We start from the raw sequence: 14,858 nt of genomic DNA on the forward strand, positions 1-14,858 counted from the left end.
CCGCGTTCAACCGGTTCTGGATCGTCGCCTGCGACATCGACGGATCGAACACCGACACATTCGGACCCAGGTCCGGATTGTTCGGGTTGTTCGGCACGCCGGTCGCGGTCGCCGTGGGGGTCGGGTTGGTGGCGCCGCCGCTGAACGTCCACTTCTGGTTCGCGGTGCCGGCGCACGACCACAGCTGCAGCTTCGCGCCGTCGGCGAGGTTGTTGTCCTTGATGTCCAGGCACTTGCCGGCCGCGGTGTTGACCAGGTCGCCGGCCGCGGTCAGCTGCCACTTCTGGCTGGCGACGGTGTCGTAGCAGGTCCACATGTGCACGACGGCGCCGTTGGCGGTCGAGCCGTTGGCGACGTCGAGGCACTTGCCGAGGCCCCGCACGGAGCCGTCGTCGGCGAACGTCCAGGTCTGGTTCGCGCTGCCGGTGTAGCAGGTCCACATCTGCGGCTGGTTGCCGTCCGCGGTGGAGCCGTTGGTGACGTCGAGGCACTTGCCGTTGGCGGCGCTGGTGATGCGGCCCGTCGCGGCGGCCGAGGCGGTGGTCATGGCGACCGCGCCGATCGTGCCGACGGCGGCGACGGTGGCGCCGATCGCCAGCAGGGCGGTGCGCCACCTGCGTTGCGTTCGTTGCATGCGGGAGTCCTGTTCTGGGGGCATGACCGGGTGCCCGGCGACTGAGCGGGTCGCCGGGGCGGAGGGCGGGGTGGGTACGTGCCGCGCCGGGATCCATCGGCGCTCGTCACGATGTGTGTAACAGGAAGGAAACACGCCACCGCAGCAACGTGTCAACAGAACGCAGCAACTTTTTTCGTGACACGATGGAAGTGAACGTGAAACACGAAGCATGGCGCCTCTTGATCTTGCCCGCTTGATCGAAGTCGTGTCGTGGTCGTCCAGACGACCGGCACGCGACTTGGATCACCACGTTGGTCCGGCCGGCGGGACGGCCGGCGGGGCGGCGGCCGCGCTAGCGTGCCGCGGGGCCGGGGGTGACCAGGCCGGTCTCGTACGCCGCGACGATCGCCTGCGCCCGGTCGCGCAGCTGCAGCTTCGACAGGATGCGGGCGATGTGCGTCTTCACCGTGGCGTCGCTGAGCTGCAGCTGCGCGGCGAGCTCGGCGTTGCTCAGCCCGCGCGCGAGCAGCCGCAGCACCTCCACCTCGCGCGGCGTCAGCCCGGACAGGTCCCGGTGCAGGCTCGCCGTGTGGCCGTCGCGGCTGGCGTACCGCTCGATGAGCCGCCGCGTGATCGACGGGGCGAGCAGGGCGTCGCCGTCGCGCACCAGCCGCACCGCCGCGACCAGCTGCTCCGGGCTGACGTCCTTGAGCAGGAAGCCGCTCGCGCCCGCCGACAGCGCCGCGTACACGTACTGGTCCAGGTCGAACGTGGTGAGGATGATGACCCGCGGCGCGGTGGCGGCCGGCCCGGCCAGGATCCGCCGGGTCGCCTCCAGGCCGTCCATCCGCGGCATCCGCACGTCCATCAGCACCACGTCGGGCAGGGTGCGGCGCACCGCTTCGACCGCCTCCACGCCGTCGACGGCCTCCGCGACGACCTCGATGCCGGCCGCGGTCAGGATCATCCGGAAGCCGGTGCGCACCAGCGCCTGGTCGTCGGCGACCACCACCCGCAGTGGCTCGCTCATGCCGCCGCGCTCCACCCTGAGCTGCTGATTCGCAGCCCTCCGCTGCGCTGCGGACCGCTCATGCCGCCGCCTCCGCTGCGCTCCGGCGTCGACCTGAGCGCCACCCTGAGCTGCTGATTCGCCGTCCTCCGCTGCGCTGCGGACCGCTCATGCCGCCGCCTCCGCTGCGCTCCGGCGTCGACCTGAGCGCCACCCTGAGCTGCTGATTCGCAGTCCTCCGCTGCGCTGCGGACCGCTCATGACTCCCCGATCGGTATGACGGCGCGGACCCGGAACCCGCCGGTGCCGGTCGGGCCCGCGGTCAGGCTACCGCCGTGCACGTCGAGCCGTTCGCGCAGCCCGGCGAGGCCGCGGCCGCTGCCCTGGTCGGCCCGCGCGTCGCCGGTGCCGCCGGTGTCGGTCACGTCGACGCGCAGCGCGTCCGGCGCGTGCTCGACGGTGACCGTGACCGACGCGCCCACCGCGTGCTTGACGGTGTTGGTGAGGGCCTCCTGCACGACCCGGTACGCGGCCAGCTCCACCCCGGCGGGCAGCGGCACCCGCGTGCCGGTCTGGACGAGTTCCACCGGCACCCCGGCGCGGCGGACCCCGTCGGCGAGGACGCCGAGCTGGTCCAGGCCCGGGGTGGGGGCGAGGCCGGGCCCGTCGCCGTCCATCGTCAGCAGCCCCATGACGTGCCGCAGCTCGACCATCGCGGCCCGGCCGCTGGACTCGACCGCGAGCAGCGCCTCCCGGGCCAGCTCAGGGGCCGTGTCGAGCACCGTGCGGGCCGCGCCCGCCTGCACCACCATCATGCTCACGTTGTGGCTGACCACGTCGTGCAGCTCCCCGGCGAGCCGGGCCCGCTCCCGCTGCACGGCGAGGCCGGCCACCGCCTCCTGCTCCCGTTGCAGGGCCAGGGCCCGCTGCTTCCAGGTGTGGATCGCGTTGGCGATGAGGCTGACCGCGCACAGCACCAGGAACGTCGCGTACCCGGGCGCCGGCGCGTTCTCGCTGTCGACGGAGACCACCGCCGCCGCGCCGACCACGACGCTGCCGATCGCGAGCACCCGCCGCCGGCTGTACAGGGCGGCACTGTAGGCGGCGATCGCGAAGCACACCAGCGCCGCGGTCGTGTCGAGGGCGGGCGTCTCGCGCTGCAGCAGCTGGGTGGCAGCCACAATGATCCACAGCGACGTCAGTGGATACCTGCGGCGGGTCACCAGCGGCAGGGCGGTGAGCACCACCAGCACCAGCGGCCAGCCGGTGACCTCGGTGCTGTGCTCCCAGGGCGACGGCGGCCGCAGGCCGGGCAGCTCCGGGGTCGCCGGGAACCGGTCGGAGGGCATCACCTCCACCGGCGCCCGCTCGTCACCCCGGCTCACCGCGGCGTCGACGGAGGCGATGGTGAGCACGAGCGCGAGGACGGCGTCGGCGGCCCACGCCCACCGGCTCAGCTTGGGCAGCGGGCCGGTCACGCGCCACAGCTCGGCGTTGATCGCCCGCAGCTGCCGCTTGAGGAAGCCCGTGTCCATCGCACCAGTCTGCCAACCGGCCCCGCCCGGCGGCATCGGCTTCGGTGACCATGCGCCCGCCGCGCGGCGTAGTCCGCAGGGATGACGCCGGGATGACGCCGGGACCGGATTGCGTCACTGCGGGCGACGTGCGCGGGCACGTGCCGTTCATACGGTCGGTGCGTCGAATCCGTCACCGCAGCCGTGGAGGTACCCGTGACCGCGCCACTCATCCAGATCAGCGATGTGAGCAAACGCTACGACGACGGGCCGCCGGCCCTCGCCGGCCTGACGCTGCGCATCGACGCCGGTGAGGCCGTCGCCGTGCTCGGCGCGTCCGGCAGCGGCAAGTCGACCCTGCTCAACCTCATCGCCGGGCTGGACCGGCCGACGTCCGGCAGCGTCACCGTCGACGGGGTCCGGGTCGACGGGCTGGGCGAGGCCGCGTCGGCGAAGTACCGCCGCGCCCGCATCGGCATGGTCTTCCAGTTCTTCAACCTCGTCGACGACCTGACCGTGCACGACAACGTGCTCCTGCCCGCCCAGCTCGCCGGGGTACCCCGCGGCGAGGCCACCGCGCGCGCCGGCGAGCTGCTGGAGCGGCTCGGCGTGCAGCGGCACGCCCGGGCGTTCCCCGGCCGGCTGTCCGGCGGCGAGCGGCAGCGGGTCGCGGTCGCGCGGGCGCTGATGAACCGGCCGTCGCTGCTGCTGGCCGACGAGCCGACCGGCGCCCTGGACACCGCCTCCGGCCGGGAGGTCCGCGACCTGCTGACCGCCCTGCACCGGGACGGGCAGACGGTGGTCCTGGTCACCCACGACACCACCCTCGCGCAGGAGTGCGCGACACGCACCGTCGAGCTCGTCGACGGCCGGCTCAGCCGCGACGTCCGGCACGCCGGTGCGCACGCCGCCGGCGGTGCCCGGTGAGCGGCGTCGGCCGGATCGTGCGCGCCGGCGGGCGGCGCCGCGTGCAGTCGGTCGTGATGGCCCTGACGACGCTGCTCGCCGTCACCGCGTCGGTCCTCGCGGCGGGCCTGCTGGTCGCGTCGCAGGCCCCGTTCGACAAGGGGTTCGCCAAGCAGCAGGGCGCGCACCTGACCGCCGCGTTCGACGCCGCGCTCGTCACGCCGGACGCCGTGGCCGCCACCGCCGCGGGGTCGGCCGCGTCCGCGGGCCCGTTCCGGACCGTGTCGCTGCGCCCGACGACCGCCTCCTCCGGCGGTTCCTCAGGCAGGCCGATCCCGGAGGGGGTCACGCTGCCGCCGGCCGCGCTGGTCGGCCGCGCCGACGCCGCCGGCCCCGTCGACCGGCTCGACCTGACCGCGGGGCGGTGGGCGACCGCGACCGGGGAGATCGTATGGGCGGCGGGGCAGGGGCCGTTCGAGGTCGGGGACCGGATCACGTTCGCCGACGCGCCCGGCCGTCCGACGCTGACCGTCGTCGGGCTGGCCCGGTCGGTCAGCGGCACCGCCGAGGCGTGGACGACCCCGCAGCAGCTCGCCGCGATGGTCGCCGAGAAGGCGGGCGGCTACCAGATGCTGTACCGCTTCACCGACGCCGCCACCGAGGCGCAGCTGACCGCGCACCGCACCGCGATCGCCGGTGCCGTCCCTGCCGACGCGATGACCGGCGCCACCTCGTACCTCACCGTGAAGCACACCGCGGAGCGCACCGCGGCGACGTTCGTGCCGTTCGTGGTGGCGTTCGGCGTGCTGGGCCTGTGCATGTCGGTGCTCATCATCGGCGTCGTGGTCAGCGGCTCGGTCGGCGCCGCCACCCGGCGTATCGGCATCCTGAAGGCGGTCGGCTTCACCCCGGCGCAGGTCACCCGGGCCTACGTCGGCCAGGCCCTGATCCCCGCCGTCGTCGGCACCGTCCTCGGGGTGGTGCTGGGCAACCTGGCCGCGGTGCCGGTGCTGCACGAGCAGAGCGAGGCGTTCGGCACCGCCCCGATGACGATCGAGCCGTGGGTGAGCGTGGTCGTGCCGCTCGCCGCGCTGGCCGCGGTCGCCGCGACCGCGTTCGTCCCGGCGCTGCGGGCCGGGCGGCTGCACACCGTCGGCGCGCTGTCCGTCGGCCGGACCCCGGTCGCCGGGCGCGGGCGGACGGCGCGCCGGCTGCTGGGCCGCCTGCCGTTGCCCCGGCCGGTGAGCCTGGGCCTGGCCAACCCGTTCACCAGCCCGTCGCGGTCGGCGACGATCGTCGCCGCGGTCGCCCTCGGCGCGCTCGGCGTCACGTTCGGCGTGGGCCTCGCCACCTCCCTGGCGGACATCCAGGAGGGGCTGAACCGCCGCGACGCGGGCGCGGTCGTCGTGCACGCCCGCATGGGCCCGCCGCCCGGGCCGGCGGCGCCCGGGCAGGAGCCGCCGACCGCGGCCGAGCGGGCCGCGACCGCCGCGAAGGTGACCGCCGCGGTCCAGGCCCAGCCGGGGACCCGCCGCACCTTCAGCACCGCCGAGGTGGAGCTCAGCGTCTCCGGGCTGGCCGGCGCCACGAGCGTCGTGGTGTTCGACGGCGACGCCTCCTGGGGCAGCTACGAGATGATCTCCGGGCGGTGGTTCGACGGTCCGGGGCAGGTCGTCGTGCCGACGGCGTTCCTGCGCGCGACCGGCCTGCGCCTCGGCGACACGGTCACGCTGTCGGGCACCGGGCGCTCCGTGAAGGCCCGCATCGTCGGGGAGTCTCTGGACCTCAGCCAGGACGGGCGGGTCGTCGTCACCGACGCGGTCACCCTCGCGGGCCTCGGCGACGGCGTCGAGCTGCGCGGGTTCGAGCTGCACGTCGACCTGGCCGCGGGGGTCACCGCCAAGTCCTATGTGGACGACCTGAACGCCGTGCTGGAGCCGCTCGGCGCCGGCGCCGAGGTCAACGTCGCGGACATCAGCAGCACCGTCGTGGCGATGGACACCCTCGCCGCCACCCTGACCGTGCTGCTCGTGGTGGTCGCCGGGATGGGCGTGCTCAACACGGTCGTGCTCGACACCCGCGAACGCGTCCACGACCTCGGCGTGTTCAAGGCCCTCGGCATGTCGCCCCGGCAGACGGTCGCGATGGTCCTCACGTCCGTCGCCGGCACGGGCCTGCTCGCCGGCGCGATCGGGGTACCGGCCGGGATCCTGCTGCACCACGCGGTGCTGCCGGCGATGGGCCGGGCCGCGGGGACCGGGCTCCCGCCGGGGTACATCGCGGTGTTCGACCTGCCGATGGTGCTGCCGCTGGTGCTCGGCGGCCTGGTCATCGCCGGCTGCGGCGCGCTGCTGCCGGCGGGCTGGGCGGCCCGCATCCGCACCGCCACCGCCCTGCGCACCGAGTAACCGGCCGCGCCGCCCACCGGCGCACAGCAGAGCCGCGCCGCCCACCGGCGCACAGCAGAGCCGCGCCGCGCGCCGACGCACAGCAGGGCCGCGCCGTGGGGCCGGACCGGGGGACGTCGACCGGTCCGGCCCCTCCGCTCCGCTCAGCGCTGCACCGGCATCGAGGACGGTTGACCCTCGTATGGCACCGCCTGGCGCGCCGCCGGACTGCGTACAAGGACGTGCCCGCGCTGTCGCCACACCGACGTATCAGCCGGCCGACTATGCTCGGAGCGATGGAACAAGTCCGTGAAACACCGCAGCGCACCGCGGCACCGCAGCGCGTCACCATCCGGGACGTGGCGCAGCAGACGGGACTGTCGATCGCGACAGTGTCGCGCGTGCTCAACGGGCGTTCCAACGTCGCGCCGGAGACCCGCGACCGGGTCCTCGAGGCGATGGGCGGCCTCGGCCGGCAGGCGCCGCGCCGGCGCGGCTCGGGCGCGGCGAAGGCGGACAACGGCGTCTACGTGCGGTGCCCGTACGTGCTGACGGACTACTTCGGGCTCATCGTCTCCGCGATCGCCGAGGCCCTCGACGTGCACGGCATGCACGCGATCGTCGACGCCGGCGAGTCGTCGTGGAAGCGCACCGAGGTGCTCAAGACCCTCACCGGCTGGCCCCAGGTCACCGGCGCGCTGCTCATCCTGCCCTCCGAGCCCGAGGCCGACCTGGAGCGGCTGCGCGACCAGGGGTTCCCGTTCGTGGTGGTGGACCCGCGCACGTCGCCGCCGCGCGACATCGCCGCCGTGTCCGCCGCCAACTTCGCCGGCGCCCGCCGCCTGGTCACCCACCTGACGCAGCTCGGCCACCGGCGCATCGGCGTGCTCGGCGGCCCGCCGGAGTGGATGGCCAGCACCGACCGGCTCGCCGGTTACCTCGCGCCCCTCGTCGGCGTCGGCGTGCTGCCCACCCAGGACCTGGTGCGTTCGGTGACCGACCCGACCGTCGAGGAGGGCTACCGGGTCGCCACCGAGCTGCTCGACCGCCGGGACCGCCCGACGGCGCTGGTCGCGTTCAACGACAAGATGGCCGTCGGCGCCCTGCACGCCGCCGCCGACCGGGGCCTGCGCGTCCCGCACGACCTGTCGGTCGCCGGCTTCGACGACATCGACGTGGCCCGCGCCACCCACCCGGCGCTCACCACCGTCCGCCAGCCGCTCGGCGAGATGGGCCGGATGGCGGTCAGCCTCCTCGGCCGCATGCTCGCCGGTCACGAGCTCGACGCCCTGCACGTGGAGCTCGCCACGGAGCTCGTCGTGCGCGGCTCGACCGGCCCGGCCGCCTGACCCATGGTCGCCACGGCTCACTGGTGATCCCGCCGGGTTGATCTCGCCTGGTTGATCGTGCCTGGTTGCTCTCGCCCGGATGATCTGGCCCGGATGATCTGGCCCGGATGATCTCGCGCGGTTGATCGAAGTCGTGCCGTGGTCGCCCGGACGGCCGGGACGCGACTTGGATCATCACGGCTGGGCGCGTCAGCGGGCGGTCGGCACCTCGGCGCGGAACGTGGTGGCGTCCAGGTCGTAGCGCTCCAGGAAGTCCGCGACCGCCTCGACGACGACCCGTTCGACGATCTTCACGTACTTGGCCGCCTCCAGGGCGGGCAGTGCGGCGCCGGGGTCGCCGACCAGCTCGCGCACGCCGAGCCGGGCGCTGTGGTCGTGCCGGCCGGCCCGCCGGCCCCGCCGTGCCGCCACCCGCACCCGGCGCACCGCCGTGCCGGCCAGCCGCCACGGCGCGCCCGTCAGGTGCGTCAGCAGCTCCACCGGTACGGCCACCGCCGGCGGCTCCGAGCACCCCGCGCCGATCGGGGGCATCACGTGCGCGGACAGCTCGACGTACAGGACGGACGCCTCGATCGCCGTGTGCACGAACACCGACACGTGCCCGTCGCCGTCGTCGGGCGGCAGGACGGGCCGGCCCTCGGCCGTGGTGACGCCGCGGGCCCGGGGCACGATCACCACCCGGTCGTAGTGGCGCAGCCCCTCCTGCGGGCCGCGGACCACGGCCTCGACGGCCTCCCGGGACGCCAGCGGCAGCGGGGTGCCGCCGTCCAGCAGCGGGTCGCCGGCGCTGCGGATCCCGTCGGCGGCGAGGTACGGGGTGACGGTCAGGCCCGGCACCCCCGCATGGCCGGCGCCGTCGCCGAGGCCCTGCAGCGCCTGCCCGACGTGCCGGCGCAGCAGCACCGGGTCGAGCGTGGCGGGGCTGCGCGGCCGGTACCCGCCGGCGTCGTCGGCCCGCAGCGCGACCGCGACCGACCAGCCCCGCACCCGCGGCCCGGCGCCGACGAACGGGTCGGCGCGGCTGAACGTCACGTTGCCGCGCTGGGCGGCAGCGACGGTCGCGACCCGCGCGGCCGTGGCCGCCCGCCGCGGTACGGGGTGGGACGCCCCGGTGAGGGCGGCGCCGGTCCACCACAGGTGGCCGAGGTGCCCGGCGACCGCACCGGCGCCCAGGACCGCCAGGGCGACCCACACCCGCCGGCCGGGCGGTGCGATGAGCTCGCGCGCAACGAGCCCGCCGCCGTCGGGCGGTGCGGTGGCGCCGAGCACGGTCAGGGCCGCACCGACGGCGGTGACCAGCGCGAACACCAGCGCGGCGGCGAACAGCGCCCGGCCGGCCGGCGGCACCGTCCGCACGACCCGGGCCCGGCACAGCGCGACGGCGGCGCCGGCCAGCAGCACGGCGGCGGTCGTGCGGGGCGCGAGCAGCACCGCGGCGACCAGCACCGCGGTGAGGAACGCGGCGCGGGCGGTGGCGAGCAGCCTGGCCCGCAGCGCGTGGCACAGCACCGGCTCCAGGTCGAGACCCACGGACGGCACGACGGCGCGGCGCGGGTCGTCGGTGAGCTCCGCGACGACCCGCCGGGCGAGGTCGGCGTCGAGGTGGACGGCCGCGCACAGCCGCCGGGTCGTGGTCGACGGCAGGCGGCGGTCGGTGGCCGCGTCGGGCATGGAGAACAGCGGCGGCGGCCAGGACTCCCGTCTCGCCTGCCGCGGCGGTCCGTCGCCCCGCCCGGCAGGACCCGCGGCAGGACCCACGGCGGAACCCGCGGCGAGGCCCACCGCGGGGCGCTCTGGGAGCGGGGTGGATGCGGCGGTGGGCGGTGGCGGTGGATGACCGGGCGGCTGCGGCGGCGGTGCCGGCGCACTGCTGCGGCGCAGTCGCAGGGCCAGGGTGGTCAGTGCGGCCCGGACGCTACGGGCGGCCGGCGCGGCCCGGTCGTCCGGGGTGCTCCGGTCGGCCGGGGCGGTCAGCACGGGCCGGTCGGTCGGAGAGCGCCGGCGGGATCCGGCCTCCCGGGCGGATGCCGTGGTGGTGCCGCCGAAGGCGGGGGTGTCGCGGCTCAGCGCGGCCAGGAGCGGGACCCGCGTCCCGGCGTCGCCGCCGGTGCGGGCCAGGGCGGCGACGACCCGCGCGGCGAGGCGGTCAACCGGCACGGTAGTCGTCGCCGGTCTTCTTGCGGGCGGCGGGCAGCTTGACCCGCAGCCGCGACGGCCGGGCCGTGGCGAGCAGCGGCGACACGGCGGCGTCCGGTGGGGCGGCGGTGGTGGTACCCACGGCGGGAGCCACTCGGACGGCGGGCCGGGCGAGCCGGACGAGGTGCGTCAGCAGCAGCGGCGCCGCCAGCCCGACGGCGGCCGCCGCGCCCGGCGCGGTCACCTGCCCCGACGCGGCGACGGCTGCGGCCAGGCCGGTGCCGGCGAGGCAGCGCAGGGCGACCGAGATGGCGTACGGCGCCCCGCCCGCCTCCCCCGAGCCACGCCACGGCGGCCGGCCCGACCGGCGCAGGGCCCCGAGCAGGTCGAGGCATTCGAGCGCGAGCGCTGCGAACAGACCCCACGTGGCGGCACCCGCTGCGCTCATCGGATCACCATAGGGACGGCCGGGACCGCCTCCCAGGAGATCGACGGCCGGTCACCCGGTCGGGGGTCCTCCTCAGGTGTCGCGCGGCTCAGCCGGGCCGTTCCGCCGCGGCCGCGATGCCGTCCAGGACGGTGGTGTACACCCCGCGACGGTCGGGCCGGGCGCGGCCGGCGGCCTTGGTGAGGGCGTGTGCGGCCGCCGGGCCGAAGCGGGCGAGCCCGGCCTCGGCGGTCCGCCGTACGGTCGGGTCGGGGTGCAGCAGCAGCCCGACGACAGCCCCGATCGCCGGGGTCCACGCGGCGCCGCTGACCGCCCGCACCGCGGCGCGCACGATGTCCGGCTGCGGGTCGGCGAGGAGGATCTCGCTGTGCCGCAGGTACGCCGGCCGCTCCAGCACCTGCCGCGACACCCGGTGGGCGTGCAGGCGCACCTTGGCGTCGGGGTGGCGCAGCAGGTCCTCCAGCAGCTCGGCCAGCTCGGCGTCCGCACCGCTCGTCTCGACGAGGGTGGCGATGGCGACCCGGATCTGCGCGGTGTCGCCGTTGCGGGCCCGGTCGAGGAGGTCCCGCCGGGTCGGCGGGGGCGCGGCCCCGGGCGGCGAGGGGCGTCGCAGCAGGGCGGCCGGCAGCTGCGGGTCGACCGGCTCCGGGGTGAGCAACGATTCGAGGGGCTCGCCGAGGACGGCGGCACGGATCCGGCGCGGCAGCCGGCGCAGCACCTCGTCGGCTGCGGTCCGGGCCGCCGGGGCGCCGTGCTCCCGGAGTCGTTGCAGGGCTGGGATGAGCGGCGCGAGCCCGGCCGGGTCGAGCTGCCCGGCGAGCCGCACCGCCCGCACCAGCGCGACGTCCCCGCCGCCGTCCGTGAGGTCGCCCGGGGTGAGGGTGGCGGCCAGGCGGGCGGTGGGCGGGACGTCCGGGTCGCCGCGCAGGTGTGCGTGCAGCAGCCGGCGCCGGATCTCCGGCTCCGGCCAGTCCAGCAGCGTCGCGGCGGCGCGGCGGCGCTGGGTCGTGCCCGGGGCGGGGGTGTCGAGCATGGCGAGCAGCCGGTCGCGCTGGGCGGCCGACCGCGGCTGGTCCAGGTCCCCGTCGCGCGGCGACCTGACCGGCCCGGCCGGCCGGGCCGCCGTCTCCTCGATCGTCCACAGTGGAGCATCGACGGGCTGCACCGCGGTCATCCGGTCCAGCAGGGCCGGCCGGTCGCCCGGCGCCGTCGCGGGCCACGCGTCGATCAGCGCGACGAGCCGGCGTCGCGACCCTTCCCCGGGCGCCTCGTCGCCGACGCCGAACGCCTCCCGCAGCACCCGGACCTCCCCCTGCCACGGGTCGGCGCCCAGCGCGGCGTCGGCCAGGGCCCGCTCGACGTCGGCGCGGGTGAGCACGGCCCCGCAGCGGCGCAGCACGGCCAGGACGCTGCGGTGCCCGGCGGGGGCGGCCGGTGCCCGGCGCAGCCCGTACGCCACGTCGAACGCGACAGCCGGCGTGACCTGACCGGCCAGGTCCTCCAGGACGGCGAGCAGCGCGTCACGGTCCGCGTGCGCCAGCTCGCCGGCGCCGGCCAGCAGGACCTGCCGCCACCGGGTGAACGCGGCACGTTCCGCGTCGGTCCACGGGGAGCCGCAACAGCGCAGGACGAGCCGCAGCACGGCAGGGCGGAGAGCCGGGCCGGTCGCGGCGAGCCGCAGCCAGTCCGGCAGGAGCCGCCGCAGCGCCGGCAGCAGCGGCGCGGGCAGGTCCGCCGGGTCGAGGGCGGCGACGCGGCGGGCGGTGCGTTCGTGCCAGCCGTCGCGGGTCAGCGCGACCAGGTCGGCGTCGGACCCGGCGGGCGGCGCCGCGGCTGGCGGGGTCACGCCGTGCGCCACCATCAGGCCGGTGAGGTCGGCGGGGGTGCCGTGCTTGAGGCGTACCCGGGCGGCGGCGACCAACCGGAGCAGTGCAGGGCCGGCCGGCGAGCCCTGCCCGGTCAGCGCCGCGACCGCGCGGGCCGGCAGCGCCCGGTCGAGGGACTCCAGCAGCAGGTCGCGGGCCCGGCCCGGCTCGGCCTGCTCGGCGGCGGCGAGGACGGTCGCCTCGGCGGCCGTGCCGAGGACGGCCCGCAGCGCGACCGTGAGCGCCGCGCGCAGGCCGGGGTTGTCGTGCCGGCCCAGCCAGGCGAGCAGCCGCGGCACGGTGGCGGGGGTGCCGGCGGTGCGCAGGGCCTCGGCGGCGGCCTTCTTGACGTTCATGTTGGGGTGCTCGAGGCAGGCGGCGACGGCGTGGGCCGCCCACCGGGCGCCGGCCTCGCCGAGCGCGGTGAGCGCCTGGCGGGCCGTCTGCACGTCGGCGGCGGCGGTGAGCCCGGTCAAGGTCGCCGACAGCGCCTCGGCGCCGTCGCGGGCCAGCAGCGCGATGACGTGTTTGCGCACGTGCGGGTCGCGGTGGCGCAGCAGGCGGTGCACGCGGGCGCGGGTGCCGGCGTACGGTGCCCGCCGCAGCAGCTCGAGCAGCACCGCGAGCTCCGTCGGCGACTGCCCGGGCCGCTCGATCAGGTCCAGCGCGGCACCCGCCACGAGGGCGTCACCGGCGGCCTGCTCCGACGCCGCGTCCAGGAGGCAGACCGGGCGGATGCGGCGGCGGCGGTACAGGCACCGCCCCAGCTCGTGCACGGCGTCCACGGCCCGCTGCGGCACGACGGGCATCGGGGTCGTGGCGGTGGCGAGCCGGTCGGGGTCGGCGAGGTCGGCGGGGAGCCGGTGCCGCCGACCGGGCGGGAGCTCGCGCGTGTCCCAGGCGGCCGCGAGCTCGGCGACGATCCGCCCGAGGACGTCGGTGACGGCGGGCAGGGTCCCGGTGTCCGCGTGCCGGGCGAGGCCGACGAGCGCGTCGACTGGCCGGTCGGGGGCGGCCCGGGCGCGCAGCACGGCGAGCTCCCGCTGGTCGGGGTGGCCGAGGTCGGCGGCGATCGTCGCGCTGATCGCCGCCGGGTCGAGCCGCAGCAGCAGCGCGTGCCGGCGGCCCGGGTCGTCGGTGAGCCGCCAGCACAGCTCCAGGGCCTGGTGCCGCCACGGTCGCAGGTACGCCGGCACCTCCCCGCCGAGCGCCCCGCTCAGCTGCGCCACGGCACGCGCGCCGCCCACCCCCTCCAGCGCGCTCAACGCCGCGGCGGGTGCCCCGGGCAGGGCGGCGAGGACGGCGTCCTCGGCGGGGGCGTACCGCAGCGCCCGGATCGCGGCGAGCACCGGCCCCGGATCGGCGGCCCTGCCCAGCAGCCCGGTCACGTCGGCGCCGATGTCGAGGTCCGGCGCCCCCTGCCGGGCGAGGGCGACGAGCAGCTCCAGCCGACGCGGCCAGCCCGGGTCGGCGGGCCCGGCGTCCAGGAGGGTTCCGCGGAGCCGGTGCCGGCCGGTGTACAGCAGCATCGCCACGTCCTCGGCGGCGATGCTGTGGTCGGCGAGCGCGAGCCTGGCCACGCCCGCTACCTCACCGGCGTCGACGAACAGCCCGCGGTGGTGCATGACCGCGAGGCACGCGACGGCGGGCGCCCCGAGCAGCAACGGGTCCCGGGCGGCGAGACCGATCACGGCGGGGATGTCCGCCCGGTCGAGCAGCCCGCCGAGCGCGCTGAGGGCAGCCTGCCGGGCGCGGGGCGGCAGGCCGGTGTCGGCGGCGGCGTCGAGCAGCGGGTCGCGCAGGCCGTGCCGCGCGGCGGCGGCCACCGCGGCCTCGAGCACGTCCACCCCTTCGGCGCCGGACCGTTCGCGGCCGGCGGCGCCGGTCAGGAAGGTGCGCAGGCGGGGCGGGACGACGGGGTCGACGGCGGCCCATGGCTCGGCGAGGCCGGTGAGCGCGGCGGCGACGACCGCCGCGTCGGGGCTGTCCAGGAGGCGGACCAGGACGCGGCGGGCCGGTGCCGGGGCGAGGAACGCGGCATGCAGCGCCTCCCGGCACAGGCGCAGCGCGGCGGCGTGCAGCACCGGGTCGTCCCGGCCGGCCAGCTCCTCCACGAGCCGGCTCGGGTCGGGCGCGCCGGCGGCGCGCAGCCCGGCCACGGCCTGGTACAGCAGCTCGCCGCCCGGCTCGCCGGCGCCGCAGCCCGGCAGGTGCAGCAGCTCGGCCCGCAGCCAGGCGACCCGCACCACGGCCGGCGCCGGACGGTCCCGCCACCGCGGCCAGGCGGCGGCGGGCAGGACCCGGCCGCACCGCTGGAACACCTCGGCCAGGGCGAGCGCGACCTCGGGGACGTCGTCGAGGTCGCGCGGCAGCAGCCGCAGGAGCTCGTCGCCGACGGGATCGGGCGCGCCGGCGAGCCGGTCGCCGAGCCAGCGGACCGCGAGCAGCCGCAGCCGCGGGTCGGCGTGGCGGGCGAGCCGGGACAGCAGGGCCGGCGGGCAGGCGGTGCCGTCGACGGCGGCGGCGAGCCAGCCGGCGTCGCCCCGCTCGACGGCGGCGGCGACGGACGACTCCGGCGGCTGTGTCACGTGCCGATCGTAGGCAGCATCGCAACGGGATTCCCGGCTC

General features: G+C 77.1%; 9 protein-coding genes. 3 read left to right on the plus strand and 6 right to left on the minus strand.

Annotation, left to right across the window (positions count from 1 at the left end; genetic code table 11):
• The 3 genes from AB0H83_RS32120 to AB0H83_RS32130 all read right to left on the minus strand — a co-directional run.
• A partial coding sequence (locus AB0H83_RS32120) for a ricin-type beta-trefoil lectin domain protein (protein WP_360101553.1) occupies positions 1-634 on the minus strand: 634 nt, incomplete at its 3' end.
• A gap of 334 nt (positions 635-968) precedes the next feature.
• Positions 969-1,646 carry a response regulator transcription factor gene (locus tag AB0H83_RS32125; protein ID WP_360101555.1) on the minus strand — a complete coding sequence of 226 codons (678 nt, stop codon included), beginning with the start codon at positions 1,644-1,646 and terminating at the stop codon, positions 969-971.
• Between the two features lie 236 nt (positions 1,647-1,882).
• The gene (locus tag AB0H83_RS32130; RefSeq protein ID WP_360101557.1) at positions 1,883-3,160 is read right to left on the minus strand and encodes a histidine kinase; all 1,278 of its coding nucleotides are present in this window, start codon (positions 3,158-3,160) and stop codon (positions 1,883-1,885) included.
• A 195-nt stretch (positions 3,161-3,355) separates the two neighbouring features.
• Between AB0H83_RS32130 and AB0H83_RS32135 the strand changes: the two genes are divergently transcribed.
• From AB0H83_RS32135 to AB0H83_RS32145, 3 genes are all read left to right on the plus strand, one after another.
• Positions 3,356-4,066: an ABC transporter ATP-binding protein gene (locus AB0H83_RS32135; RefSeq protein WP_360101559.1), complete on the plus strand. Its 711-nt coding sequence runs from the start codon at positions 3,356-3,358 to the stop codon at positions 4,064-4,066.
• Positions 4,063-6,453, plus strand: a complete 2,391-nt coding sequence (locus AB0H83_RS32140) for an ABC transporter permease (protein WP_360101561.1) — start codon at positions 4,063-4,065, stop codon at positions 6,451-6,453. The genes AB0H83_RS32135 and AB0H83_RS32140 overlap by 4 nt, the downstream gene beginning before the upstream one ends.
• Before the next feature lie 275 nt (positions 6,454-6,728).
• On the plus strand, positions 6,729-7,781 hold the full coding sequence (locus tag AB0H83_RS32145; protein ID WP_360101563.1) for a LacI family DNA-binding transcriptional regulator: 1,053 nt from the start codon (positions 6,729-6,731) through the stop codon (positions 7,779-7,781).
• Positions 7,782-7,970: 189 nt separating this feature from the next.
• Here AB0H83_RS32145 and AB0H83_RS32150 read toward each other — a convergent pair whose 3' ends face one another.
• The 3 genes from AB0H83_RS32150 to AB0H83_RS32160 form a co-directional block, all read right to left on the minus strand.
• Positions 7,971-9,938, minus strand: coding sequence for a hypothetical protein (locus AB0H83_RS32150; RefSeq protein ID WP_360101565.1), 1,968 nt, complete (start codon positions 9,936-9,938; stop codon positions 7,971-7,973).
• On the minus strand, positions 9,928-10,365 hold the full coding sequence (locus tag AB0H83_RS32155) for a hypothetical protein (RefSeq protein WP_360101567.1): 438 nt from the start codon (positions 10,363-10,365) through the stop codon (positions 9,928-9,930). The genes AB0H83_RS32150 and AB0H83_RS32155 overlap by 11 nt, the downstream gene beginning before the upstream one ends.
• Before the next feature lie 88 nt (positions 10,366-10,453).
• Positions 10,454-14,818, minus strand: coding sequence for a HEAT repeat domain-containing protein (locus tag AB0H83_RS32160; protein ID WP_360101569.1), 4,365 nt, complete (start codon positions 14,816-14,818; stop codon positions 10,454-10,456).
• Positions 14,819-14,858 lie beyond the last annotated feature (40 nt).

The sequence above is a fragment of the Dactylosporangium sp. NPDC050688 genome (genome assembly GCF_040654515.1).
Classification (GTDB): Bacteria; Actinomycetota; Actinomycetes; order Mycobacteriales; family Micromonosporaceae; genus Dactylosporangium.